Annotated in this window: 23 protein-coding genes, 1 tRNA gene, 3 rRNA genes and 1 other RNA gene; 23 read left to right on the forward strand and 5 right to left on the reverse strand. The window is 39.2% G+C overall.

Annotation, left to right across the window (positions count from 1 at the left end):
* The first annotated feature begins 49 nt into the window (after positions 1-49).
* Both LCP48_RS00515 and LCP48_RS00520 read left to right on the forward strand, forming a co-directional pair.
* On the forward strand, positions 50-958 hold the full coding sequence (locus tag LCP48_RS00515; RefSeq protein ID WP_004233966.1) for a methyl-accepting chemotaxis protein: 909 nt from the start codon (positions 50-52) through the stop codon (positions 956-958).
* A 99-nt stretch (positions 959-1,057) separates the two neighbouring features.
* On the forward strand, positions 1,058-1,678 hold the full coding sequence (locus LCP48_RS00520; protein ID WP_004233965.1) for an RraA family protein: 621 nt from the start codon (positions 1,058-1,060) through the stop codon (positions 1,676-1,678).
* Between the two features lie 45 nt (positions 1,679-1,723).
* Here LCP48_RS00520 and LCP48_RS00525 read toward each other — a convergent pair whose 3' ends face one another.
* The 4 genes from LCP48_RS00525 to LCP48_RS00540 all read right to left on the reverse strand — a co-directional run bounded on the left by LCP48_RS00525 (position 1,724) and on the right by LCP48_RS00540 (position 5,448).
* Positions 1,724-2,998: a cation:dicarboxylate symporter family transporter gene (locus LCP48_RS00525; RefSeq protein WP_004233964.1), complete on the reverse strand. Its 1,275-nt coding sequence runs from the start codon at positions 2,996-2,998 to the stop codon at positions 1,724-1,726.
* A 92-nt stretch (positions 2,999-3,090) separates the two neighbouring features.
* Positions 3,091-3,969 (reverse strand): response regulator, encoded by an 879-nt coding sequence (locus tag LCP48_RS00530; RefSeq protein WP_009374250.1) that lies wholly within the window; start codon positions 3,967-3,969, stop codon positions 3,091-3,093.
* Entirely contained in the window at positions 3,970-5,229 is a 1,260-nt protein-coding gene (locus LCP48_RS00535; protein ID WP_004233962.1) for a sensor histidine kinase, read from the reverse strand.
* 126 nt (positions 5,230-5,355) lie between these two features.
* Positions 5,356-5,448, reverse strand: a tRNA-Ser gene (locus tag LCP48_RS00540).
* Between the two features lie 168 nt (positions 5,449-5,616).
* Between LCP48_RS00540 and ffs the strand changes: the two genes are divergently transcribed.
* The 20 genes from ffs (at position 5,617) to rsmI (ending at position 22,866) form a co-directional block, all read left to right on the forward strand.
* An RNA gene (gene ffs / locus LCP48_RS00545) (signal recognition particle sRNA large type) lies at positions 5,617-5,884 on the forward strand.
* Positions 5,885-6,025: 141 nt separating this feature from the next.
* Positions 6,026-7,813, forward strand: coding sequence for a DNA polymerase III subunit gamma/tau (dnaX, locus tag LCP48_RS00550; RefSeq protein WP_004233959.1), 1,788 nt, complete (start codon positions 6,026-6,028; stop codon positions 7,811-7,813).
* 20 nt (positions 7,814-7,833) lie between these two features.
* Entirely contained in the window at positions 7,834-8,148 is a 315-nt protein-coding gene (locus tag LCP48_RS00555) for a YbaB/EbfC family nucleoid-associated protein (RefSeq protein WP_004233957.1), read from the forward strand.
* An 11-nt stretch (positions 8,149-8,159) separates the two neighbouring features.
* Complete coding sequence (gene recR / locus LCP48_RS00560; protein WP_004233956.1) at positions 8,160-8,756, forward strand: recombination mediator RecR; 597 nt, start codon at positions 8,160-8,162, stop codon at positions 8,754-8,756.
* A gap of 13 nt (positions 8,757-8,769) precedes the next feature.
* Complete coding sequence (locus tag LCP48_RS00565) at positions 8,770-8,985, forward strand: YaaL family protein (RefSeq protein WP_004233954.1); 216 nt, start codon at positions 8,770-8,772, stop codon at positions 8,983-8,985.
* Between the two features lie 75 nt (positions 8,986-9,060).
* The gene (locus LCP48_RS00570) at positions 9,061-9,333 is read left to right on the forward strand and encodes a pro-sigmaK processing inhibitor BofA family protein (RefSeq protein ID WP_004233951.1); all 273 of its coding nucleotides are present in this window, start codon (positions 9,061-9,063) and stop codon (positions 9,331-9,333) included.
* A 282-nt stretch (positions 9,334-9,615) separates the two neighbouring features.
* Positions 9,616-11,168, forward strand: a 16S ribosomal RNA gene (locus LCP48_RS00575).
* Between the two features lie 181 nt (positions 11,169-11,349).
* Positions 11,350-14,277 (forward strand): 23S ribosomal RNA (locus tag LCP48_RS00580).
* A 116-nt stretch (positions 14,278-14,393) separates the two neighbouring features.
* Positions 14,394-14,509, forward strand: a 5S ribosomal RNA gene (rrf, locus tag LCP48_RS00585).
* The 16S, 23S and 5S rRNA genes sit together here, the layout of an rRNA operon.
* 105 nt (positions 14,510-14,614) lie before the next feature.
* Complete coding sequence (locus tag LCP48_RS00590) at positions 14,615-15,052, forward strand: SRPBCC domain-containing protein (protein WP_004229238.1); 438 nt, start codon at positions 14,615-14,617, stop codon at positions 15,050-15,052.
* Positions 15,053-15,327: 275 nt separating this feature from the next.
* Positions 15,328-16,752, forward strand: coding sequence for an aminotransferase class I/II-fold pyridoxal phosphate-dependent enzyme (locus LCP48_RS00595; RefSeq protein WP_004229234.1), 1,425 nt, complete (start codon positions 15,328-15,330; stop codon positions 16,750-16,752).
* Between the two features lie 17 nt (positions 16,753-16,769).
* Positions 16,770-17,399: a dTMP kinase gene (tmk, locus tag LCP48_RS00600; RefSeq protein WP_004229232.1), complete on the forward strand. Its 630-nt coding sequence runs from the start codon at positions 16,770-16,772 to the stop codon at positions 17,397-17,399.
* Between the two features lie 311 nt (positions 17,400-17,710).
* The gene (locus LCP48_RS00605) at positions 17,711-18,040 is read left to right on the forward strand and encodes a cyclic-di-AMP receptor (protein ID WP_004229230.1); all 330 of its coding nucleotides are present in this window, start codon (positions 17,711-17,713) and stop codon (positions 18,038-18,040) included.
* Between the two features lie 108 nt (positions 18,041-18,148).
* Positions 18,149-18,589, forward strand: coding sequence for a YaaR family protein (locus LCP48_RS00610; protein WP_004229228.1), 441 nt, complete (start codon positions 18,149-18,151; stop codon positions 18,587-18,589).
* 148 nt (positions 18,590-18,737) lie between these two features.
* Positions 18,738-19,742: a DNA polymerase III subunit delta' gene (holB, locus tag LCP48_RS00615; protein ID WP_004229226.1), complete on the forward strand. Its 1,005-nt coding sequence runs from the start codon at positions 18,738-18,740 to the stop codon at positions 19,740-19,742.
* Positions 19,735-20,550: a PSP1 domain-containing protein gene (locus tag LCP48_RS00620; RefSeq protein ID WP_048395431.1), complete on the forward strand. Its 816-nt coding sequence runs from the start codon at positions 19,735-19,737 to the stop codon at positions 20,548-20,550. The genes holB and LCP48_RS00620 overlap by 8 nt, the downstream gene beginning before the upstream one ends.
* Before the next feature lie 27 nt (positions 20,551-20,577).
* The gene (gene yabA, locus LCP48_RS00625; RefSeq protein WP_004229222.1) at positions 20,578-20,934 is read left to right on the forward strand and encodes a DNA replication initiation control protein YabA; all 357 of its coding nucleotides are present in this window, start codon (positions 20,578-20,580) and stop codon (positions 20,932-20,934) included.
* A 63-nt stretch (positions 20,935-20,997) separates the two neighbouring features.
* Positions 20,998-21,747: a tRNA1(Val) (adenine(37)-N6)-methyltransferase gene (locus LCP48_RS00630; RefSeq protein WP_009374178.1), complete on the forward strand. Its 750-nt coding sequence runs from the start codon at positions 20,998-21,000 to the stop codon at positions 21,745-21,747.
* Entirely contained in the window at positions 21,731-21,994 is a 264-nt protein-coding gene (locus LCP48_RS00635) for a GIY-YIG nuclease family protein (RefSeq protein ID WP_004229219.1), read from the forward strand. The genes LCP48_RS00630 and LCP48_RS00635 overlap by 17 nt, the downstream gene beginning before the upstream one ends.
* Positions 21,991-22,866, forward strand: coding sequence for a 16S rRNA (cytidine(1402)-2'-O)-methyltransferase (gene rsmI, locus LCP48_RS00640; protein WP_004229216.1), 876 nt, complete (start codon positions 21,991-21,993; stop codon positions 22,864-22,866). The genes LCP48_RS00635 and rsmI overlap by 4 nt, the downstream gene beginning before the upstream one ends.
* 234 nt (positions 22,867-23,100) lie before the next feature.
* On the opposite strand, the gene LCP48_RS00645 is transcribed toward rsmI, so the two are convergent.
* Positions 23,101-23,379 carry a transition state genes transcriptional regulator AbrB gene (locus LCP48_RS00645; protein WP_004229214.1) on the reverse strand — a complete coding sequence of 93 codons (279 nt, stop codon included), beginning with the start codon at positions 23,377-23,379 and terminating at the stop codon, positions 23,101-23,103.
* Between the two features lie 333 nt (positions 23,380-23,712).
* Between LCP48_RS00645 and metG the strand changes: the two genes are divergently transcribed.
* Positions 23,713-25,704, forward strand: coding sequence for a methionine--tRNA ligase (gene metG / locus LCP48_RS00650; RefSeq protein WP_237497404.1), 1,992 nt, complete (start codon positions 23,713-23,715; stop codon positions 25,702-25,704).
* The last annotated feature ends 69 nt before the right edge of the window (positions 25,705-25,773 follow it).

Here is a 25,773-nt window from a genome sequence, read left to right on the forward strand (position 1 = left end):
AAAATAGTTAAATTTTAAGAAAAAATTAGTAATGGATGGGGTGTTCTTTATGCATAGTGTAGAGGCTCAAGTAACCGATGATTTAGTAGTACAGGCTATTGAACGCAATATAGCCATTATACGCTTCGATATGGATAGAAGAGTAGCGTATGTCAATGAACTATTTGCTCAAACATTAGGCTATACAGTGCAGGAAATGCTAGGAAAACATCATCAAGACTTTTGTTTGCCTGATTTCATTAATAGTATGGAGTACGATAAATTTTGGCGCAACCTAACGGCAGGAAACAGCTATCAGGACAAAATAGAAAGAATTGATGCTAGAGGTAATATAATTTGGCTGGAAGCGACATATATGCCTGTCTTCGCAAATAATGCAAGAAAAGTAATAGGTGTATCCAAAATAGCTACCAATATCACTGAACGGCAACATGAGATTGTTAGTGTTGCTAACAAGTTGAAGGGCATGTCTAATAAGCTTTACCAGCGTTCAGAGGCGGGCATTCAAAATAGCCAAGATCTACTAGAAACCATTAAAGTAGTTTCAAAGGAATCAAATGAAAATGTAAGTAATCTTGTGCAACTTCAGAAACAAGCAGATTCTATTAAAGGAATAGTCAAGACTATACAAGAAATTGCCTCACAAACTAATTTATTGGCATTAAATGCAGCTATTGAAGCCGCTAGGGCTGGAGAATATGGTAGAGGTTTTGATGTAGTAGCGAAAGAGGTACGCAAGCTTTCTGTAAGAGTTGAACAATCTATTTCAGAAGTGAAGGATAATGTAGAGGGCATTGAGCGAGAAATTGGTCAGGTGACTGATAGTATTACAAAAATAGCAGAAAAAATAGATAAAACAAATGAACAAATTACTGTCACAGCGAAAGACTTTAGTGAAATAGCGTCTGCTGCTGAAGCCTTAGACGAGCAATCAAAGCAATTTATTGAAATTATTTAACTCTACTAATGACTACTATTTTCGAGATATATTGAAATAGGATATATTTTTTATTTACAATACTAGTGTAAGTCATTAATCATAATAGGGGTGTTATGTATGACAAAAATGGAAGTAAGCTTTCAGCATTTACCAACAACAGCTATTTCAGATGCAACAGGCGGACATACTAATGTGCGAAGTGATATTAAGCCGTTAGCAGACCATTTTAAAGTTGCTGGGCGAGCTGTAACTGTACGTTTACCAGATGGTGAAAATGGGGCAGTTTTGGAAGCGATTAGGGCTGCAAATGAAGGGGATATTTTAGTCATTGATGCAAAAGGAAATACAAACCGAGCTGTTGCTGGAGATTTTGTAATCTCCTTAGCAAAAGGGATAGGTGTACAGGGTTTTGTTGTGGACGGCGTAATCCGCGATATTGCAGCAATTCGTGAATTAAATTTCCCTGTATTTTCGTTAGGCACTACTGTAGCAGCAGGCAATAAAAACGGCGGTGGACAAGTAAATGTACCGATCGCCATTGGAGGAGTTACGGTTCATCCTGGTGATTATATTATTGGGGATGTGGATGGTGTAATTGTTGTGCCACAACAAGATGCTGAAAAAATTGTTGTAGCAGCAGAGGCTAAGCTTGAAAAAGATGAAAAGCGCGCTCAAGAAGCACATGCCAATGGAAAAGAATCAATTATCGCTTATTTAGATAAAGTGTTAGCAAAATAAAAAAACCCTCACGATGCCATCCAACATCGTGAGGATTTTTTTAAATTACGCTAGATTTTCATTATCATTAAAGTAATTTTTCATTTTTTCTCGATCGAAACGGCCTTCCCACTTAGCCATTACTAATGACGCTAATGAGTTACCAATTACGTTAACAACTGTACGTCCCATATCAAGAATACGGTCAATACCAGCAATGAAGGCTAGTCCCTCAAGTGGAATACCTACAGTACCTAAAGTTGCTAGAAGTACTACGAATGATACCCCTGGAACACCTGCAATACCTTTAGATGTAACCATTAATACAAGCATTAACGTAATTTGTTCACCAATGCTTAGGTGTATACCGTACATTTGAGCAATAAATAATGCTGCAATGGCTTGATATAGTGTTGACCCATCTAAGTTAAAGGAGTAACCGGTCGGTATAACAAAAGATACAATATCCTTTGGCGCCCCTAATTTCTCCATTTTCATCATAACACGTGGTAATACAGCTTCAGAACTTGCTGTTGAGAAGGCTAAAATTAGCTCATCTTTTAATACTTTAATTAAATAGAAGATGCTGATTCCTGCGAATTTTGCCACAAGTCCAAGAACGATAAAGATAAAGAATAGCATTGTTGCATAAACAAGAATAGCCAATTTGGCAAGTGGAACCAGTGAAGCAAACCCATATTTGGAAACGGTTACACCAATTAAACCAAATACCCCTAGTGGAGCGAATTTCATTACGAGGTTTGTTACCCAGAACATAGCATCTGCTACCCCTTGGAAGAAGTCTAAGACTGGTTTCCCTCGATCACCTACTGCAGCAACCCCTAAACCGAAAATAACTGAGAAGAAGATAATTGCTAGCATATTACCTTCAGCCATTGACTGAATAATATTTGTTGGGACAATGCCTACAATGATATCAAATGGTCCTTCATGCTGTACTTCCTCAGTTGTTGATACATACTTCGAAATATCCCCTTGAGATAATTCATTCATGTTAATACCTGCACCAGGTTGGAAAATGTTTGCAGAAAGTAATCCAACTACGATTGCAACTGTAGTAATAATCTCAAAGTAAATTATTGATTTCCCGCCTAATCGTCCAAGTTGCTTCATATCTCCAGTACCAGCAACACCAACGATTAATGTCGAAATAATAATCGGTACAACAATCATCTTAATAAGATGTAAAAATATATCCCCTAATGGTTGTAGATATGTCTCAATTTTGGGGTTTCCGTAAAAGATACCACCAACAATGATCCCTAAAATCAAACCGATTAAAATCTGAGCGGCTAAACTGACTTTAAATTTCTTTTTCAAATCCTTTGTACCTCCCCTAATATTAAATTTTTAGGACACGCCTTACTTTAATAATACGGAGGACTTATGGAATCCGACAAAATCCGAGAAAATTAATTTACTTTTGTTAAAATGTCTGAATATAACACTTGAATAAACTTCTTAATATTTACCTTTGCTTTACGATTATCGTGATCTTCAATCTGTGTCATGAGCTGACGAATTTCTTTAAAATCAAAATAACGAGGAGCATAGTACTCGAATTCTGAGTTTGTGTAATCAACAACCCCTAAATTAGCAAGATTAATCATGGCAGCTAATATTGTACGACGCACACGCTGCTCGATGGCCTTACTCTCTTTTAAAATTTCATCTGGCGTAGCCTTGGTCACAGCTGCAATTTCTTCATAAAGCTCCTTTAATGGAGGAAGGGGTGCAATCTTGTGCTGGTGGGCAAGTAATGTTTCTATAATGGCAATGATATCCTCACTACCAATTTCGCCGACAATCCCCATATCATTCAAAATAGATTGAATATGGTCTCGTGATGTAGCTTTATGAGTCTTTTGTTCACTTAACTCAATGTTTGTAAGTGATTGACGTATCACTAATAGTGAATTTTTAAGTCGAAATTGTTCAGTTGTTTTTTTTAAAACATTTTCAACTTCAATACGATTGATTGGTTTATGAATGAAGAATTCAATTCCTTGCTCATATGCTTCGCCAACCATGTCCTTATTCACTACCTGTGAAATCATAATAAATTGTCCCTCGAAACGATTTTGCATAAGTTGTTCCACAGTTGCGATACCATCAAGCTTAGGCATCAGTAAATCAATAAGTACAAACTCTGGCTGTGTCATTAAAATTTGTGGAATGGCATCTTCACCATTTCGAGCCTCACCAATAACTGTTCCTAACCCGCTATCTTCAATAATTTGCTTTAACATAACACGACTTGCACGATCATCATCTACAATAAAATACCTCATTTAAGTCTCTCCCGTTTGAATAGTTTGCGTAGGAATTATGATTTTAAACGTTGTGTATTGATTGTTTGATTCAACGGTTATTGAGCCTTTTAATTTTTCTACTAGTTCAGCAACATGTGAAAGCCCAATGCCAGTTGCTGCAACACCATCAACATTGAATTTAGTGGTGTATCCAGGTTCAAAAATAACAGAAATATCTGCTTGTGAAATCCCTTGTCCATTATCACATACTGTTATTACAGTATTATCCTCTTGGCGCTCAATAGCAATAGAAATGATCCCTTGCTTTTCAATAGCCTCAACAGCATTGGCTGATAAATTATTTAATAGAGCAAGCAATGCAATATGATCTTTCGTTTGAAAATCGAAGTCTATACATGTATTAAATTGTATTTCCTTACCGAGTAATTCTGCATACTTCCTATTACCTTCTTCAATATAATGCAATAATTCAGATAATACGAAAGGGCCAAAGCTCTTTTCACCGACAATCTTTGAAATCCCAGCATATATCCGTTGAGAATCCTTTTTCACTTCATGGATTTCCTGGGCAATATGAAGTGCTTGTAAACTCTCGGCTCGAAAACCTAGCGTCTTTAACTGACGATATAATTCATAACCACTACCTGTAATTGTTTCAATATGATTCATTGATTTTTTTAAATATAGTGTCTCCACATAGAGGTCAGATCCAATATTCAGCATTTCTTGTACCCGTTTTTTTTGTTCCGCTACCAAAATAGAGCTATAAATCCCTACTACAAAAAAGCTTCGTAATAATGCTACTGCTAATAGGATCAAGAGATCATGGAGAAATAAAAAAGTATATGTTTGGACAAAAAAGCGGAAAATTTGTTCAGCTAAATTACTGATGACCTCACTAAAAGCAACGAGTAAACCAAGTTTTAGTGGTTTTTCTCTGTATTGTTGAATATCTAAAACTTGCAGGCATACTGCAAACAATACATAAAATAAACCGGCTGGTAAATGGTTAAATATACTCTCGGCAATCGGAACATCATGTAATGTCGAATTAATAACCCGAAAAATAGTTGTCACAATACTGGTAGCTACACCAGCTAAAATAATTGGTGTAGGTTTAATTAATGTGCATAAAAAGAAGACAATTGTTCCTAAACCAAAACGGAATGTTGTATTAGCAAAAGGCATAATTTTAATTTCACTACCTATTGCGGTCATAACAGCAATAATGAAAATCCAAGTAAGGGAAGCACGTGTCATAAGTAATTTCGATTGCAATTCAACAACCTCCCATCATTGATATAATAAAAAATACCACAACCGAGGCGGAAGTGGTATCTAACAAGTAATACATACAATTTAGGCAAAAAAAAACGGCTACATTCGTAGTCGGAGATTTAAAACTGGAGGAGGTAGAGGGATTCGAACCCCCGCGCGGTGTTACCCGCCTGTCGGTTTTCAAGACCGATCCCTTCAGCCAGACTTGGGTATACCTCCATGTTATATTGCTTTACTGTCTTATCGACAAAAATAAATTTATCATAACTAGAAACGAACGTCAAGATAATTTTTAAAAAAATATATATTGTTTAAATCGTCACTTAGAAATAAATAATTTGTGCATTAAGTTGCATTTTATACAAACAGTCAGTATACTAGTTATTGCCGTGCTAGGTGGGAAGGTAGCGGTGTCCTGTAACTCGCAATCCGCTCTAGCGAGACTGAATTCCTTTTTCGAGGCTGTCCGTATTGTTTGGTCTGCCTTTTGCACGTAGTGTTGACGATTGGGTCCTGCGCAATGGATACCCATGAACCATGTCAGGTCCGGAAGGAAGCAGCATTAAGTGGTCTTATTCATGTGCCGCGGGGTTGCCTAATCTGAGCTAACGACAAGAGTAACGCTTATGTGCGGCTGTCAAGGAAAGGTGCACGGCATTAAATTGCCAATTCAAAGCATCCGTCTATTATAGGCGGATGCTTTTTTATTTTAAATTTAGCAACTTCATTTTCTATATAATGCAGCAAATGCTATAATAAAAGTATTCAATTAAATGGAGAAGGAGAGAGGAAGTCAGTGACGTATCAAGCATTTTACCGTGTGTATCGACCGCAATCTTTTCGAGAAATGTCTGGTCAAACACATGTCAAAAGAACGCTACAAAATGCTCTCCTAGCAAATAAAACAACACACGCTTACTTGTTTTCTGGGCCCCGTGGTACAGGGAAAACAAGTACTGCTAAAATCTTTGCGAAGGCCTTGAATTGTGAACATGCACCGTCGAAAGAGCCGTGTAATGAATGTGCTACATGCATAAGTATTACAGATGGTTCACATCCAGATGTTATTGAATTTGATGCAGCCTCAAATTCACGTGTTGAAGAGATTAGGGATATCATAGAAAAGGTTCGTTTTGCTCCCGCAAGCAGTAGATATAAGGTGTACATCATAGACGAAGTGCATATGCTTTCTACAAGCGCTTTTAACGCTCTTTTAAAAACGTTGGAAGAACCACCTCCTCATGCTGTGTTTATTTTAGCAACTACAGAGCCTCATAAATTGCCTGCTACGATCATTTCTCGTTGTCAGCGCTTTGATTTTAAACGACTTTCTACTAATGATATTATTGAACGTATGAAGGTTGTTTTAGAAGATATTGACTTACCATATGAAGAACAAGGTTTAAAGGTGATTGCACAATCAGCCGCAGGGGGAATGCGTGATGCTTTAAGCTTATTGGACCAAGTTGTGTCTTTTAGCGGCGAAAAATTAAAACTTGAGGATACGTTATTAGTGACAGGTTCTATTAGTCAGGATATTTTTTATGATCTAGCAGAGGCACTCAAAGTAAAAGATGTTGCGCAAATGCTTGCCCTTTTAGAGCAACTAATAGCTGACGGTAAGGACCCTTTGCGGCTCTCAGAAGATTTAATTACATTTTTCCGCGATTTATTATTACTTCAAACAAGTGATGATTTAGCTGAACTTTTAGAGCTTGTATCTCCTGAGGAACGTGTATTCACTTTAGCACACGAATTTGCACCAAATATGCTTTATGGGTATATTGATATACTTGCAAAGACACAGCAAGAGATGCGTTTCTCTCACCATACTAAAATTTATTTAGAGACGGCTTTGCTTAAAATGGTACAGTTTTCAGGAGGGATAGCCCATCAGACGGTGACTACAAATGAAATGGGAGAAAACCCTGATCTCACTCAAAAAATTGTAGCTCTTGAACAGCTGGTTCAGCAACTATCCTTACAACTGCAAACGGGGACACCTATGCAAACGACGTCGACAGCACAAAAAGAGCAACGGCCTCGAGCTAAAAGTCCGAATGGTTATAAAGCACCTACAGGTCGTATTCAGGAAGTGCTGAAAGATGCCACAAAGCAAGATGTGCAACGTATTAAGTCCATTTGGGCACAAGCCTTAAGTCAAATGCAAAAATCACAATCTGCTCTTTTGGCAGAAGCCGAACCTGTTGCGGCATCTTCAAGTGCTTTTGTGTTAAAATTCAAGTATGATATTCATTGTCAGATGGTTGCCGACAACCAGTCTTTAAAGGCTCACTTTACACAATTAATTGCAGGGCAAACTGGTACAATGTACGAAATGCTATGTATACCAGAAGAATCATGGTTAAAAATGCGTGAAGAGTTTATTCGTGATCATGGTCTGCAGCAAAAGAAATCACAGACTGAATCAGAGCATGGAGAAGAATTATTAGAGCCACCACCGGCAGAAATGCCAGAAGAACCATTTATCGATGATGCCCAACCTCTTGCTTCACAAGATCCACTTGTGACAGAGGCTGAAAAGCTCTTTGGTAAAGATTTTGTTGAAATTATTGAAGATTAAATTTTTAGGAGGAAACATTTATGCGTGGAATGGGAAATATGCAAGGTATGATGAAAAAAATGCAAAAAATGCAAAAGGAAATGATGGAGGCTCAAGAAGCTCTAAATGCTGAGCAATTTGAAGGTGTTGCAGGCGGCGGTATGGTGAAAGTAACAGTTTCTGGTCAGCGTGAAGTAGTTTCAGTAAATCTAGATGAATCTGTAGTAGACCCAGAAGATATCGAAATGCTACAAGACCTAATTGTTATTGCAACAAATGAAGCGTTGAAAAAAGTAGAAGAAAAAACAAACTCAACTATGGGTAAATTCACGCAAGGCTTAAACCTTCCGTTCTAGGAGGTATTCATATGTACTACCCAGAACCAATATCTAAATTGATCGATAGTTTTATGAAATTGCCAGGTATCGGGCCGAAAACTGCGGCTCGTCTGGCGTTTTTTGTGTTAACAATGAAGGAAGATGATGTATTATCTTTCTCTAAAGCACTGATTGATGCTAAACGAAACCTAAGCTACTGTTCTGTTTGTGGCAATATAACAGATGTAGATCCATGTCACATATGTACAGATAAGCAACGAGATCATTCTATTATTTGTGTTGTACAAGATACAAAAGATGTGATTGCAATGGAAAAAATGCGTGACTACAACGGTATGTACCATGTACTTCAAGGAGCAATTTCACCAATGGATGGTATTGGTCCAGAAGATATTAATGTTGCTTCTTTGCTAGTGCGCTTGCAAAATGAAAGTGTCCAAGAACTTATTTTAGCTACAAATTCAACAATCGAGGGTGAGGCAACCGCTATGTATATTTCTCGCCTTGTCAAACCGTCAGGCATTCGTACAACTCGTATTGCTCATGGATTGCCAGTAGGTGGAGATCTAGAATATGCAGATGAGGTTACGCTGTCTAAGGCAATGGAAGGCCGACGCGAGTTATGAGTGAGGGATTAGTATGTTCTTCCGTAGTAAAGGGAAATTAAAAAAGGAATTTGATGATAAGCTTGTGAATCTGATTAAAGAAACAAAAGAGGATTTACAACAGGCAAAGATAATAGAAGAATTAATGGATGATTATGACCTAGGTGTAATTGCTCAACGCAAAACAGCCGAAAGTATTCATTTCTATTTGTTTAAGGAAGCCAGAATTCGTAAGGTATTAATAAAATAGGTCTTTGTAAAATATTCATAGAAGCAAAACAGGAAACATAAACTTTCATAATTATTTAATTGAGGGGGCAACTATATGTCTGAGTTAGTAATTATGAGTATTTGTATTCCTGTCGGGCTTCTTTTTCTTTATGTAATAATAAGACATGCTAAAATGGGTAAAATCTTAGAAGGATTATCGGTGTTTTGGTTTAGATTTGCATTTGCTTTTCTACTATTATTCGTAATCCATTTAGGTATTGGTTATATAGGATATAATGTGCCAATCAATCTGTTTTCGGTCTTAACAATTGCTGTTTTAGGTATTCCTGGTGTCTTAGGAATAACAGCTTTAATATTTATTTTATAAAAGGCTTGCAATATAAAAAGATTATGGTATATTTATATAAGTCGCTAATACAACTGATTGAAACGAAAAAATAATTTTAAAATTATTGTTGACACGGTGTGCAGCGCATGATATTATATAAGAGTTGCTGCTGAAACAGCAGTAAACAAAATGAACCTTGAAAACTGAACAAGCAAAACGTAATCAATAAAGTTTTAAGTAGCTAGCTTTACTAGTGAACGAAACGCAATTTTGGACATCAAACATGATGCCAGCAAAACAATTTGAGCTAATCAAATTTCTTTTATGGAGAGTTTGATCCTGGCTCAGGACGAACGCTGGCGGCGTGCCTAATACATGCAAGTCGAGCGAACAGAAAAGGAGCTTGCTCCTTTGACGTTAGCGGCGGACGGGTGAGTAACACGTGGGCAACCTACCCTATAGTTTGGGATAACTCCGGGAAACCGGGGCTAATACCGAATAATCTCTTTTACTTCATGGTGAAAGACTGAAAGACGGCATCTCGCTGTCGCTATAGGATGGGCCCGCGGCGCATTAGCTAGTTGGTGAGGTAACGGCTCACCAAGGCGACGATGCGTAGCCGACCTGAGAGGGTGATCGGCCACACTGGGACTGAGACACGGCCCAGACTCCTACGGGAGGCAGCAGTAGGGAATCTTCCACAATGGGCGAAAGCCTGATGGAGCAACGCCGCGTGAGTGAAGAAGGTTTTCGGATCGTAAAACTCTGTTGTAAGGGAAGAACAAGTACAGTAGTAACTGGCTGTACCTTGACGGTACCTTATTAGAAAGCCACGGCTAACTACGTGCCAGCAGCCGCGGTAATACGTAGGTGGCAAGCGTTGTCCGGAATTATTGGGCGTAAAGCGCGCGCAGGCGGTCCTTTAAGTCTGATGTGAAAGCCCACGGCTCAACCGTGGAGGGTCATTGGAAACTGGGGGACTTGAGTGCAGAAGAGGAAAGTGGAATTCCAAGTGTAGCGGTGAAATGCGTAGAGATTTGGAGGAACACCAGTGGCGAAGGCGACTTTCTGGTCTGTAACTGACGCTGAGGCGCGAAAGCGTGGGGAGCAAACAGGATTAGATACCCTGGTAGTCCACGCCGTAAACGATGAGTGCTAAGTGTTAGGGGGTTTCCGCCCCTTAGTGCTGCAGCTAACGCATTAAGCACTCCGCCTGGGGAGTACGGTCGCAAGACTGAAACTCAAAGGAATTGACGGGGGCCCGCACAAGCGGTGGAGCATGTGGTTTAATTCGAAGCAACGCGAAGAACCTTACCAGGTCTTGACATCCCGTTGACCACTGTAGAGATATAGTTTCCCCTTCGGGGGCAACGGTGACAGGTGGTGCATGGTTGTCGTCAGCTCGTGTCGTGAGATGTTGGGTTAAGTCCCGCAACGAGCGCAACCCTTGATCTTAGTTGCCATCATTTAGTTGGGCACTCTAAGGTGACTGCCGGTGACAAACCGGAGGAAGGTGGGGATGACGTCAAATCATCATGCCCCTTATGACCTGGGCTACACACGTGCTACAATGGACGATACAAACGGTTGCCAACTCGCGAGAGGGAGCTAATCCGATAAAGTCGTTCTCAGTTCGGATTGTAGGCTGCAACTCGCCTACATGAAGCCGGAATCGCTAGTAATCGCGGATCAGCATGCCGCGGTGAATACGTTCCCGGGCCTTGTACACACCGCCCGTCACACCACGAGAGTTTGTAACACCCGAAGTCGGTGAGGTAACCTTTTGGAGCCAGCCGCCGAAGGTGGGATAGATGATTGGGGTGAAGTCGTAACAAGGTAGCCGTATCGGAAGGTGCGGCTGGATCACCTCCTTTCTAAGGATATTTTCGGAATACAAACCTTGGGTTTGTAAGATTACGTTTTGCGTTCAGTTTTGAAGGTTCATTCTTCTGAATGAAACACTTCAAAACTTGTTCTTTGAAAACTGGATAAAACGACATTGAAATTGTAACAAACACATTTATTTTTTAAGTTTTTTTATAGGCTTAATAACTTGGTTAAGTTATTAAGGGCGCACGGCGAATGCCTTGGCACTAGGAGCCGAAGAAGGACGGCACTAACACCGATATGCTTCGGGGAGCTGTAAGTGAGCTTTGATCCGGAGATTTCCGAATGGGGGAACCCACTACGTTTAATCGCGTAGTATCTTGACGTGAATACATAGCGTCTTGAAGGCAGACCCAGGGAACTGAAACATCTAAGTACCTGGAGGAAGAGAAAGAAAAATCGATTCCCTGAGTAGCGGCGAGCGAAACGGGAAGAGCCCAAACCAAGAGGCTTGCCTCTTGGGGTTGTAGGACACTCAATACGGAGTTACAAAAGAGCGAGTTAGATGAAGCGACTTGGAAAGGTCCGCCAGAGCAGGTAAAAGCCCTGTAGTCGAAAGTTCGTTCTCTCCTGAGTGGATCCTGAGTACGGCGGAACACGTGAAATTCCGTCGGAATCCGGGAGGACCATCTCCCAAGGCTAAATACTACCTAGTGACCGATAGTGAACCAGTACCGTGAGGGAAAGGTGAAAAGCACCCCGGAAGGGGAGTGAAAGAGATCCTGAAACCGTGTGCCTACAAGTAGTTAGAGCCCGTTAATGGGTGATAGCGTGCCTTTTGTAGAATGAACCGGCGAGTTACGATTACGTGCGAGGTTAAGCTTTAGAAGGCGGAGCCGCAGCGAAAGCGAGTCTGAATAGGGCGAAGTAGTACGTGGTCGTAGACCCGAAACCAGGTGATCTACCCATGTCCAGGGTGAAGGTGAGGTAACACTTACTGGAGGCCCGAACCCACGCACGTTGAAAAGTGCGGGGATGAGGTGTGGGTAGCGGAGAAATTCCAATCGAACTTGGAGATAGCTGGTTCTCTCCGAAATAGCTTTAGGGCTAGCCTCGTGATGAGAATACTGGAGGTAGAGCACTGTTTGGACTAGGGGGCCATCCCGGTTTACCGAATTCAGACAAACTCCGAATGCCAGATATTTATACACGGGAGTCAGACTGCGAGTGATAAGATCCGTAGTCAAAAGGGAAACAGCCCAGACCACCAGCTAAGGTCCCAAAGTAATCGTTAAGTGGAAAAGGATGTGGCGTTGCACAGACAACCAGGATGTTGGCTTAGAAGCAGCCATCATTTAAAGAGTGCGTAATAGCTCACTGGTCGAGTGACGCTGCGCCGAAAATGTATCGGGGCTAAACGATTCACCGAAGCTGTGGATTGACATCTACGATGTCAGTGGTAGGAGAGCGTTCTAAGTGCGTTGAAGTCAGACCGGAAGGACTGGTGGAGCGCTTAGAAGTGAGAATGCCGGTATGAGTAGCGAAAGACGGGTGAGAATCCCGTCCACCGTATGACTAAGGTTTCCTGAGGAAGGCTCGTCCGCTCAGGGTTAGTCGGGACCTAAGCCGAGGCCGATAGGCGTAGGCGATGGACAACAGGTTGATATTCCTGTACCACCTCCTCACCGTTTGAGAAATGGGGGGACGCAGTAGGATAGGGTAAGCGCGCCGTTGGTTGTGCGCGTCCAAGCAGTAAGGCGTGTGTGTAGGCAAATCCGCACACTGTAACGTTGAGCTGTGATGGCGAGTCCGTATGGACGAAGTTCCTGATTTCACACTGCCAAGAAAAGCCTCTATCGAGGTGAGAGGTGCCCGTACCGCAAACCGACACAGGTAGTCGAGGAGAGAATCCTAAGGTGTGCGAGAGAACTCTCGTTAAGGAACTCGGCAAAATGACCCCGTAACTTCGGGAGAAGGGGTGCTCTTGAGCGTGCAAGCGCATGAGAGCCGCAGTGAATAGGCCCAGGCGACTGTTTAGCAAAAACACAGGTCTCTGCAAAACCGTAAGGTGACGTATAGGGGCTGACGCCTGCCCGGTGCTGGAAGGTTAAGAGGAGTGGTTAGCGCAAGCGAAGCTGCGAATTGAAGCCCCAGTAAACGGCGGCCGTAACTATAACGGTCCTAAGGTAGCGAAATTCCTTGTCGGGTAAGTTCCGACCCGCACGAAAGGCGTAACGATCTGGGCACTGTCTCAACGAGAGACTCGGTGAAATTATAGTACCTGTGAAGATGCAGGTTACCCGCGACAGGACGGAAAGACCCCGTGGAGCTTTACTGTAGCCTGATATTGAATTTTGGTACAACTTGTACAGGATAGGTAGGAGCCAGAGATCTCGGAGCGCCAGCTTCGAAGGAGGCGTCGGTGGGATACTACCCTGGTTGTATTGAAATTCTAACCCATGCCCCTTAGCGGGGCAGGAGACAGTGTCAGGCGGACAGTTTGACTGGGGCGGTCGCCTCCTAAAAGGTAACGGAGGCGCCCAAAGGTTCCCTCAGAATGGTTGGAAATCATTCGTAGAGTGTAAAGGCACAAGGGAGCTTGACTGCGAGACCTACAAGTCGAGCAGGGTCGAAAGACGGGCTTAGTGATCCGGTGGTTCCGCATGGAAGGGCCATCGCTCAACGGATAAAAGCTACCCCGGGGATAACAGGCTTATCTCCCCCAAGAGTCCACATCGACGGGGAGGTTTGGCACCTCGATGTCGGCTCATCGCATCCTGGGGCTGTAGTCGGTCCCAAGGGTTGGGCTGTTCGCCCATTAAAGCGGTACGCGAGCTGGGTTCAGAACGTCGTGAGACAGTTCGGTCCCTATCCGTCGTGGGCGTAGGAAATTTGAGAGGAGCTGTCCTTAGTACGAGAGGACCGGGATGGACACACCGCTGGTGTACCAGTTGTCTTGCCAAAGGCATCGCTGGGTAGCTATGTGTGGACGGGATAAGTGCTGAAAGCATCTAAGCATGAAGCCCCCCTCAAGATGAGATTTCCCATTACGCAAGTAAGTAAGATCCCTCAAAGACGATGAGGTAGATAGGTTCGAGGTGGAAGTGTGGTGACACATGGAGCTGACGAATACTAATCGATCGAGGACTTAACCAAAAAAGTTTGAAACATTCAATGTGCCGTTTATCCAGTTTTGAAAGAACAAATCTTTCAATAAAAAAAGAGAGCTTCAAGACGCCGTAATACGCCGTGTATTGGAGGTCGAATAAAAGTCTAGTGATGATGGCAAAGAGGTCACACCCGTTCCCATACCGAACACGGAAGTTAAGCTCTTTAGCGCCGATGGTAGTTGGGGGCTTCCCCCTGTGAGAGTAGGACGTCGCTAGGCAAATTAGTAACCACTGAGAATTCAGTGGTTTTTTTGTTTATATAGAAACCTATAAAATGTTAAAGTTTAATAGAGCGATAAAAATAAACAAAGGGGTGCAATGGAGTGGCAACAGGACAATGTAGTAAGGAAATCAATATACAGAAAGAAAAATTAGAGAATTTTATTCAAAATAGAGAACAATGGGCTGTTTTAATACCAGGTTACTTACATCACGAATTACTAAATGAAGACGATATGATCTGGGTTTTCCAAGGAGACTTTGGCATAATTAAAAAAGCTGTTAAAGTAAAACTTAAAGTAAAAAAATCTGATGCTCATCAAATACAGTTTGATTTAGAGGGTTTATCTGATCCGATAATTGGTAATGGGTCTTTTGAAATAATGCAAAATCAAAATGAATCACCACAACTGATTGGTAATTTAACAATGAAAGCTAGTGGATTTTTAGCAGGAATGATGAATCCAGTATTAGATAATTTTGTACCTCGACTGATAGAGCAATTAGTGGAAGCAATGGCCATTCAAGCATTACAAGACTAGTGATATGAAAATAAGTGGTTAACCGATTATTACAGATAACAGCAATAATCGGTTTTATTTTAACAAGCAACTTTTACGGCTGCAAAAAGATGATTTAGGTATAGATGACTCTATTTTTGGATGAAGCGTCAACGATAATGATATCAAACGGTGATTAATTTTGATGAAAAGGTTGTTTACTAAATAAAGTGGATTACCTTGTGGAAGGATAGCTTTTTTCTCTCGTTATAATTTCGTATAATTAAACGAGAATCTAACGAAAATGGGTGTTTGTTTTGCAAAAGAAAAAACCAATTATAGAAGGGTTAGAACGTTTTCGACAGCAACAAAATATTTCTTTTCATGTCCCAGGTCATAAATATGGCGAACTGTCCCACCTTCCTCAAGCATTTAAAGATGTAATGCGTTATGATGTAACTGAATTATCGGGATTAGATGATCTACATTACCCTGAGAAAATGATCTTAGAAGCCGAAAATCTATTGGCAGATACATATGGGGCAACGAAGAGCTTCTTTTTAGTAGGAGGGTCTACTGTTGGCAATTTAGCAATGATTTATGCTACTTGTAACAAAGGTGATACCATTATTGTTCAGCGTAATGCACATAAATCAATTTTCCATGCTATTGAACTTGTTGGGGCTAAGCCAATTTTTGTGTCGCCGCTATGGGATGAACGGACATTGTCGGCGACACATGTAACTTATAGAGATTTAAAAGAAGCCGTAGAAAATTATTCAGAGGCGAAAGCAGTAGTTTTAACATATCCTACTTATTATGGGATGACTTCGAATGAAATACAGCAACAAATTGCTTATTGTCATGACAAGGGAATACCTGTATTGGTGGATGAAGCACATGGCGCTCATTTTAATGCATGTACGCTATTTCAGCCATCTGCATTGACACTTGGAGCAGACGTTGTTGTTCAATCAGCCCATAAGACTCTACCTGCTATGACGATGGCTTCTTTTATGCATGTTAAGTCGCAATTGATAGAGGCTGACAAAATACATCACTACTTACGCATGTTACAATCTAGTAGCCCATCTTACTTATTATTAGCATCATTAGATGATGCTCGTTATTATGTACAGACATATATGGAGAGTGATGGGGCATATATAATAGAAAAAAAGAATCAATGGATAGATGCATTACGAGCAATTGGATCATTAGAAGTAATTGAAGTAGATGATCCACTTAAAGTATTGTTACGTGTTAATGGTTATAGTGGCTTTCAATTACAGGAGGCATTAGAGGCAAAGCATGTGTATGGGGAACTGGCAGATGCCAATCAGGTTTTATTTGTGTTACCTTTGCTGAAGCAAGGACATACCTACCCATTTGCTGAAATCAGGGTTCGTATAAAAGAGGCTATATCAACGCTATTAAACACAGCTAAAACAGATAGCATAACGGCTTCTCAAACAGCCTATCATTTTGTACCGATTACTGAGCCTCTATATACCTTTAATGAGGTTGCATCATTAAAGAAAGAATGGTTACCATATATGCGTACAATGGGGCGAATTTCAGCAAATATGATCATTCCTTATCCACCTGGGATACCATTATTAGTACCAGGAGAAAGAATAACAGTAGCTAAGTTAAGTCAATTGGAAGAGCTACTAGCAGCAGGTGCAACATTCCAGGGGAATCATCGTTTAGCAGAAAAAATGATTCAGGTTATTAAATAGTTGGAGGCAATAACAGCATGAATAGCAATTTATTTATCACATTTGAAGGACCAGAGGGAGCAGGAAAAACAACGGTCATTCAAATGATAGCAAAGCGATTAACAGAAAAAAATATTGAAGTTCTAGCAACAAGAGAACCGGGTGGAATTGAGATTGCAGAAAAAATAAGAACGATTATTTTGAATCCTGCACATACTGCTATGGATGAACGAACAGAGGCATTGTTATATGCTGCAGCAAGAAGCCAGCATTATTTTGAAAAAGTACGTCCTGCATTAGATGCAGGGAAGTTAGTGATATGTGACCGTTTTATCGATTCCTCTTTAGCCTATCAAGGATATGCAAGAGGTATAGGTGTCAATGAGGTGCTTTCTATTAATGAATTTGCTATTGGGAAGAAATTACCTGACGTGACCATACTATTTGATCTTGCTCCAGAGGTTGGCTTAGCGCGTATTCATGCAACTGGCAATCGGGAAGTAAACCGCTTAGACGTTGAAAGCTTGCCGTTTCATCAGAAGGTACGTGAAGGATATTTACAATTAGTAGAGCAGTATCCAGAGCGAATACGTGTAGTCAACGCAGATCAAGATATTGAAAATGTTGTGGAAGATGTATGGTTATTATTATTGGAAGCAATGCAGTAAATGCATGAAGTTGTCTACAACAATGTGATATAATGATATTATCCATTAATTTATCTTCACTAAGAGGGCATCATTTGTGGAAGTACCTATTAGGTCTGACACACCTTTGTGTAGATACATTATGTGTTTAGGGAACCTTGTAGATGTCTCTTTTAAAACTTTCTTATAGAGTTTTTATGTCAACATGCTGATGTTCCTCTAGTTCAACAGTAGTTTAAACTTTCGATGAACTAAGATAATTATTTATAAGCTAAGACTTACGAATAGAATTGAAATCTATCTAGTGAATTTTATAAAAGGGGTGAGTGCGAATGAAGTTAGTCGTAGCTGTAGTGCAAGATCAGGATAGCAGCCGCTTATCAAATGCTTTAACGAAAAATCAGTTTCGCGCAACTAAATTAGCGAGCACAGGAGGATTTTTACGTTCAGGAAATACGACATTTCTTATAGGAACTGAAGACTCTCTCATACCCAAACTTTTAGATATTATTCGGGATAATTGTCGGGCAAGAGAGCAAATGGTTGCACCCGTTTCTCCGTTAGGAGGAAATGCTGATTCCTATATACCTTACCCTGTGGAGGTAGAGGTGGGAGGAGCTACCGTATTTGTTTTACCGATTGAACAATTCCATCATTTTTAAAAAGTAGCCTCCGAAGCTAAATCATGAATTATTTGTTACTATGAAACATTTTATTTAAAAACGATTATGCCTAGGAGAAATAGATAAAACTGTGGGGGCGAAACTAGCTTGAAGATTAATCAAGATATACGTGTCGGGTTAAATACAAATCGCAAAGAGCCACTACAAAATAATAATCAAAATAACCGATTTGGAGATATGGTCGTCAAGCAAGGTAATAAGCTGCAAACAGAACAACTCACGCGTTTGTTAGGGGATATATCTACTGCAGGGGACCGAGTAGCTAGATCACGTAATTTACGAGAACTTGCTAGGTTTAAAATGCTTGTTAAACGATTTCTACAAGAGACAGTAGAACATGGTATGGAGTTAAAACAATCACATACTTGGAATCGTTTTGGTGAAGGAAGACGTCTGAAAATCATTGAAACCATTGATACACGTCTTGTCGAACTTGCACAGGATCTTTTAGACGAAGAAAAAGAAGCAATAGATCTTCTTGATAAAATCGGTGAAATTAAAGGCTTACTAATTAATTTATATATGTAAAACCCGTGTCTCATTCTCATTTAGGCGCGGGCTTTTTTCAAATGTTGATATGGCTACTCGTCATTAAAGTAAACAACTGCAATATTTCTTTACAAGAGTGCAAGAAAGTATCACTTTTTGTTGTAGAGACAGGAAGGAATTTAAATGTATGGCCAAGAATGTTGAAGAGCTACTCACACTGCAACCAGTCGTAATGAAGCAGCTTCAAACAATATTTGACAAGAATAGATTAGCACATGCATATATTTTTGATGGCGAAAAAGGGACAGGCAAGGCAGATATTATGCACTTTTTTGTCAAATTAATGTTATGCGAGCAACCAAATGGAAATGTTCCATGTGAAACATGTCGAAATTGCAAACGTGTAGATTCGGGAAATCATCCAAATATTCATCAAATTTATCCAGATGGTCAATTCATAAAAATTGATCAGATGCGAGAGCTCATTGGAGAAATGAAAATGGTGGGTGTAGAAGAAGGACGTAAGATTTATGTGCTTCATCATGCAGACCGTCTTAATACAGCCTCTGCAAATATGATACTAAAATTTTTAGAGGAGCCAGAAGGAGAAGTAACTGCCATATTACTAACAGAGCAAATGCAGTCAATACTTCCAACTATCCGTTCTCGTTGTCAACATATCAAATTTCAAAAAATGCCACGTCATGTTTTGTTGAAGCATTTACAGGAAAATAATATCTCTCATTCAATGGCCTCAACAGTAAGCATGATGACAAACGAGGTAGAAACAGCGATATTTTTAGCAAATGATGAGCAGTTTGCACTCGCTCGAAAAACAGTGTTAAAATTAGTAGAGGCCATTCGGCAAAATGTACACGAAGCATTGCTTATTGTGCATGAAGAGTGGTTGCCTCACTTTAAAGAAAAAAGTGAGATGGAGCAAGCATTGGATTTACTACTATTTGCTTACCGTGATATAGTGTCAATAAAAGCTAATCCCGAGGCAGCTTGTACTTATCCAGACATGTTACCACTATTTAAAGAAGTTGCGCTATATTCCACTTATGAGAGATTATCAAATCAGATGGAATCTATTTTACAAGCACGTGCCTCTTTACAGCGTAACATGAATAGGACGTTATTGATGGAGCAGTTAATGCTAAATCTGCAGGAGGGATATACATTTGTATAATGTAGTAGGAGTCCGCTTTAAAAAGGCGGGTAAAATATATTATTTTGATCCGGCATCATTTCTACTAGAGGATAGTCAATATGTTATTGTAGAGACAGCCCGCGGTGTAGAGTATGGAAAAGTAGTTGTCCCTCAAAAGGTAGTGGGTGATAATGATGTTGTATTACCACTAAAACAAGTACTTAGACCAGCAGATGATCGTGATCGTATACAAGTAGAAGAAAATGCAGCGGAATCAAAGCGTGCATTTGAGCTCGCTAGTACGAAAATTATAGAGCATAATTTAGAAATGAAACTTGTAGATGTTGAATATACATTTGATCGTAATAAAATTATTTTTTACTTTACAGCTGAAGGACGAGTTGATTTTAGGGATCTAGTAAAAGATTTAGCCTCGGTTTTTAGAACACGTATTGAACTTCGTCAAATCGGTGTGCGTGATGAAGCCAAGCTTTTAGGTGGTATCGGTCCATGTGGTAGAATGCTTTGCTGCTCCACATTTTTGGGTGATTTTGAGCCTGTTTCTATTAAAATGGCTAAAGATCAAAACTTATCATTAAATCCTTCAAAAATATCTGGCCTTTGTGGACGTTTAATGTGTTGCTTAAAGTATGAAAATGATGAATATGAAGAAGCAAAAGAGGGCATGCCAGATGTTGGTGAGATAACAATGACACCAGATGGCCGTGGGAAAGTAGTAGGGCTAAATGTGCTGGAAAGACTTATTCAAGTATATTTACATGAGCAGGAACGCACAGTTGAGTATACACTAGAAGAACTGCTAGCATGCGAAAAAAATCTTATTTAAGATAGAGAATTTAACGAGGTGGCTTGGGTGAAGGACCGTAATTTCTTAGATACCGTTATGGAGTTCGAACAACAGCTCGAAGCAATGCAAGAGCAATTTGGTGCATTGAAACAATTTGTAGCGTTAATGATGGAAGAGCATAAGGCACTTGAAACAGAAAATCATCATCTACGTACACGTCTAGAAGAACTACTTTCTAATACAAACTCCGTACAAGCTGCTGAAGTAAAGAAAGAGAGTCCGCTAGATATTGGTGAGGGATATGATAACTTAGCTCGCCTCTACCAAGAGGGCTTCCATGTTTGCCATGTTCATTTTGGAAGTTCACGTAAGGGTGAGGATTGTCTGTTTTGTCTATCATTTTTAAATAAACAAAATGTGTAATAAAAGGCTGATTCCCGCTAAGGTGGTGTCAGTCTTTTGTTTTGTAGTGTAGGAGGAGTAAGCATGGAAAAATGGCTAAAAGGTGACGAGCGGTTAGATTATTTGTTGGCTGAGAATTTACGTATTATTCAAAGTCCCTCTGTCTTTTCGTTCTCATTAGATGCAGTACTGCTTTCGAAGTTTGTCAGTATTCCTTATCATAAAGGAAAAATTGTTGATTTATGCTCAGGAAATGGTGTGATACCACTTTTTTTAAGTGCACGTACAAAGGGACAGATAACGGGAGTAGAAATTCAGCCACGTTTATTTGAGATGGCAGAGAGAAGTATCCGTTACAATCAGCTAGAACAGCAAATTCAAATGATTCTTGGAGATGTTAAAGAAATACCGAAACAACTTGGCATTGAAAAGTATGATGTGGTTACCTGTAATCCGCCCTATTTTTTAGCACATGAAGCAAGTGATAAAAATCTTAGTGAGCATCATGCCATAGCACGCCATGAATTGTATTTAACATTGGAAGAAGCCATTCAATCAGCAAGTAAATTATTAAAGCAAGGGGGCAAGGCCGCATTTGTCCACCGACCAGGGCGATTATTAGATATTGTGACAGCTATGCGAGCAAATCGCTTAGAGCCTAAACGGATGCAGCTCATTTATCCGAAGGAAGGGAAAGAGGCGAATACATTATTAATAGAAGGAATAAAAGATGGAAAGCCTGATTTAAAAATTCTGCCGCCGTTGTATGTTTATGATGCTAAAAATGAATACACGGCAGAAGTGAGAGAAATTCTTTATGGAAAAGAGCAATAATCACTACTTTTATGTGTTAGAGTGTGCTGATCAAACTCTTTATGCAGGGTATACAAATAATATAGAAAAACGTGTTGCTGTACATAACGCTGGTAAAGGAGCAAAATATACAAGGGCTAGAGGTCCAGTGAAATGTATTTATAAAGAAATATTTGAGACAAAGCAAGAAGCAATGCGTGCTGAATATGCCTTTAAGCAATTAACAAGAACACAGAAAATTAATTATATAAGGAGGGGCGAATCGTGAAATCACAAAAAAGTACAATACACGAACAGACAGGTTGTTTATATCTGGTAGGAACACCTATTGGTAATTTAGAAGATATGAGTGTGCGTGCACTTCGCATTTTAAAAGAAGCCGATATTATCGCGGCAGAAGATACTAGAAACACCAAAAAGCTGTGTAACTACTTTGAGATTGAAACACCGCTAATCAGCTATCACGAACATAATTTAGCCGTAGGTGGAGAAAAATTGTTAACATTACTACAGGAAGGAAAAACAATTGCATTAGTAAGTGATGCAGGTTTACCTTGTATTTCTGATCCAGGTGCAGATATAGTTGAAAAAGCAATTGCTCAAAACTTTTCTGTTGTACCAGTGCCAGGGCCTAATGCAGCGATTTCAGCATTAATTGCATCTGGGTTATCGCCACAGCCGTTTTTCTTTTATGGATTTTTGAATCGCGGAAAAAAGGAACGTCGCCAGCAATTAGAACAATTAAAAAAACGCCAAGAAACGATTTTACTCTATGAGGCACCACATCGCTTAAAGGATACATTAAAAGATATGGAAGCTATACTCGGGGAACGTCGTATTGTTTTAGCTCGAGAGCTGACAAAGAAGTTTGAAGAGTTTTTAAGAGGTACTTTGTCTGAAGCTGTAGAATGGTCACAAACAGAGGAAATACGAGGAGAGTTTTGTATTGTTCTTGAAGGTAATAGCTGTGTAGAAGAGGAAGATCATGAAGAAGCTTATTGGCAAAACATGTCCATTGTTGAACATGTTGATTTCATTATCAATCAATCGAATGTATCTTCAAAAGAAGCCATTAAAGAAGTAGGTAAGTTAAGGCAAGTGTCAAAGCGAGATGTTTATAATGAATATCATAGTAATTAATAGTAAAGAGTTACCTTATTAGGGTAGCTCTTTATTTTTATTTAGTTCATGACTTCGAAACTTAAAAGTTGAGAAGTAATAATTTTGAGACTCAATTTTAAATTGATAATAATTGTAAATAATAGTAACCTAAAATAGAAAGGTCTGACATGGACATTATAAGGGATTAAGAAATTGGTTATATTAATAAACAGAAACACCTAAATCACTGTTTTGATTTAGGTGAGTAACTAATTATTTTTTTAAGTTAGATTGAATTTCTTTAACTAACATTTCAGCGCCTTCTGGACTTAAAATTAATTTGCCTCCAACTAGACGGAAGTTATCATCTGAAACTTCACCAGTAACAGCACATGTCATATTAGGCATATATTTTTTTAAGATGATTTTATCATCATCCACATAGATTTCTAAAGCGTCCTTTTCAGCAATTCCTAGCGTACGGCGTAACTCGATAGGAATTACTACACGACCTAACTCATCGACTTTACGAACAATCCCTGTTGATTTCATAATAGATTTCCTCCTAATTTATAAAAGTTATATTGGTATTTCGTCAAATTTCGACATTATTTCTTTGTCTGATAGTTATCATACCAAGTAATGCCATAAACGTCAATTAATTAATGCACTAATATTATGCTTTTAAAAAAAATTTTTGAGAAGAATGCAGGTATTTTAATTTTTTTAAAAGGTTTTTAATAAATATTTTTGTTAGTAGTAAAAAAGGTTCTTATTTAAGTCATTTAATGGATTAAATATATTATTCGACAATTTTCGCGATTAATAAACTTTCATTGAAACGAATTTCGTACTTCGTTAGAATAGAAAGTATATTGTAAAACAATGGAGGCAGTTCTAGTGAGTGAACAACAAAAAACATTCTATATAACAACACCCATTTACTATCCAAGTGGGAAATTTCATATTGGTACGGCATATACAACAGTAGCATCTGATACTATTGCACGCTATAAACGTTTAAAAGGTTATGATGTACGCTTTTTAACAGGAATGGACGAACATGGCCAAAAAATTCAAGAAAAAGCAGCAGAAGCGGGCAAACATCCTCAAGATTATGTAAATGAAATTGCAGATGCTGCGAAAAAACTTTGGGGTTTAATGGATATTTCTTATGATGACTTTATTCAAACAACCCAGGATCGACATACGAAAGCTGTCGAAAAGATTTTCCAAAAGTTTTTAGATAATGGTGATATCTATAAAGGTGAGTATGAAGGCTGGTACTGTACACCGTGTGAATCATTCTTTACTGAGACTCAACTAGTTGACGGGAACTGTCCTGATTGTGGTCGTCCGGTGCATAAAGTTAAAGAAGAATCGTACTTCTTTAATATGAAGAAATATGCAGATCGTTTATTAGCTTATTATGAAGAGAACCTTGAATTTATTGAGCCAGAATCACGAAAAAATGAAATGATTAACAACTTCATTAAACCAGGACTAGAGGATTTATCGGTATCAAGAACATCCTTCGACTGGGGAATTAAAGTACCAGGAGATCCAAAGCATGTTATTTATGTGTGGGTTGATGCATTAACGAATTATATTACAGCCTTAGGTTATCTATCAGAAGATGAATCATTATTCAACAAATATTGGCCAGCAGATGTACATGTAGTAGGGAAGGATATTGTTCGTTTTCATACGATTTATTGGCCAATCTTCTTAATGGCACTAGATTTGCCATTACCGAAAAAAGTATTTGCTCATGGTTTTATTATGATGAAAGACGGTAAAATGTCTAAATCAAAAGGTAATGTAATTTATCCTGAAATGTTAATCGAGCGTTATGGTCTAGATGCGACACGTTATTTCCTATTACGAGAATTACCATTTGGCTCTGATGGGGTATTTTCACCAGAATCATTTATTGAACGTACAAACTTTGATCTGGCTAATGATTTAGGGAACTTATTAAATCGTACAATTTCAATGATTAATAAATATTTTGATGGGATTATTCCGACAGAAAATCTTCAACCGACAGAATTTGATGCAGCTTTAAAAGAGCAAGCTGAGTCGGTACGTATTAAATATGAAGAAAGTATGGAAAAAATGCAATTTAGTGTCGTTCTGGCAGACTTATGGACGCTTGTTTCACGCACAAATAAGTATATAGATGAGACACAACCATGGGTGTTAGCAAAAGAGGAGTCAGACAAGCCAAAATTAGGTGCAGTTATGCGAAATTTGGCAGAAAGCTTACATCAAATCGCTGTCATGTTGCAACCATTTATGACAACAACTCCGAAACGTATGATCGATCAGTTAGGATTAGATGACAAATTCTTAGCATGGGATACAATTGAAACATTCGGCAATACTATTCCAGCAAACATTAAAGTGGTAGAAAAAGGGATACCGATTTTCCCACGCTTAGAAAATGAGGTTGAGATTACTTATATTCGTGAGGAAATGCGTGGCTCTGTGAAAACACCACAGGATGAAGAAATTAAAAAGGTAGCAAAAACTGAAGAAAATCCAGAAATTCCTGAAATTACTATTGATGATTTTATGAAAGTAGACTTGCGTGTAGCTACTGTGACTGCATGTGAAACTGTTCCGAAAGCAGATAAATTATTAAAGCTTCAAGTTGATCTAGGATATGAGCAACGTCAAGTAGTTTCAGGTATTGCGAAATTCTATACACCAGATGATTTAATAGGTCAAAAAGTAATTGTCGTAGCAAATTTAAAACCAGTAAAATTACGTGGTGAAATATCACAAGGAATGATTTTAGCCGGTGAGAAAGATGGAATTTTAAAATTAGCATCAGTTGATCCTAAACTCGAAAATGGTGCAAAAGTAAAGTAATGAACTTAAGGAAGGCCTGCTGAATATGAATTATTCAGCAGGCTTTTCAAATCTGTTAGAGAAAATGGA

Origin of the sequence: Lysinibacillus capsici (assembly GCF_020217405.1) — a bacterium.
GTDB lineage: Bacteria > Bacillota > Bacilli > Bacillales_A > Planococcaceae > Lysinibacillus > Lysinibacillus capsici.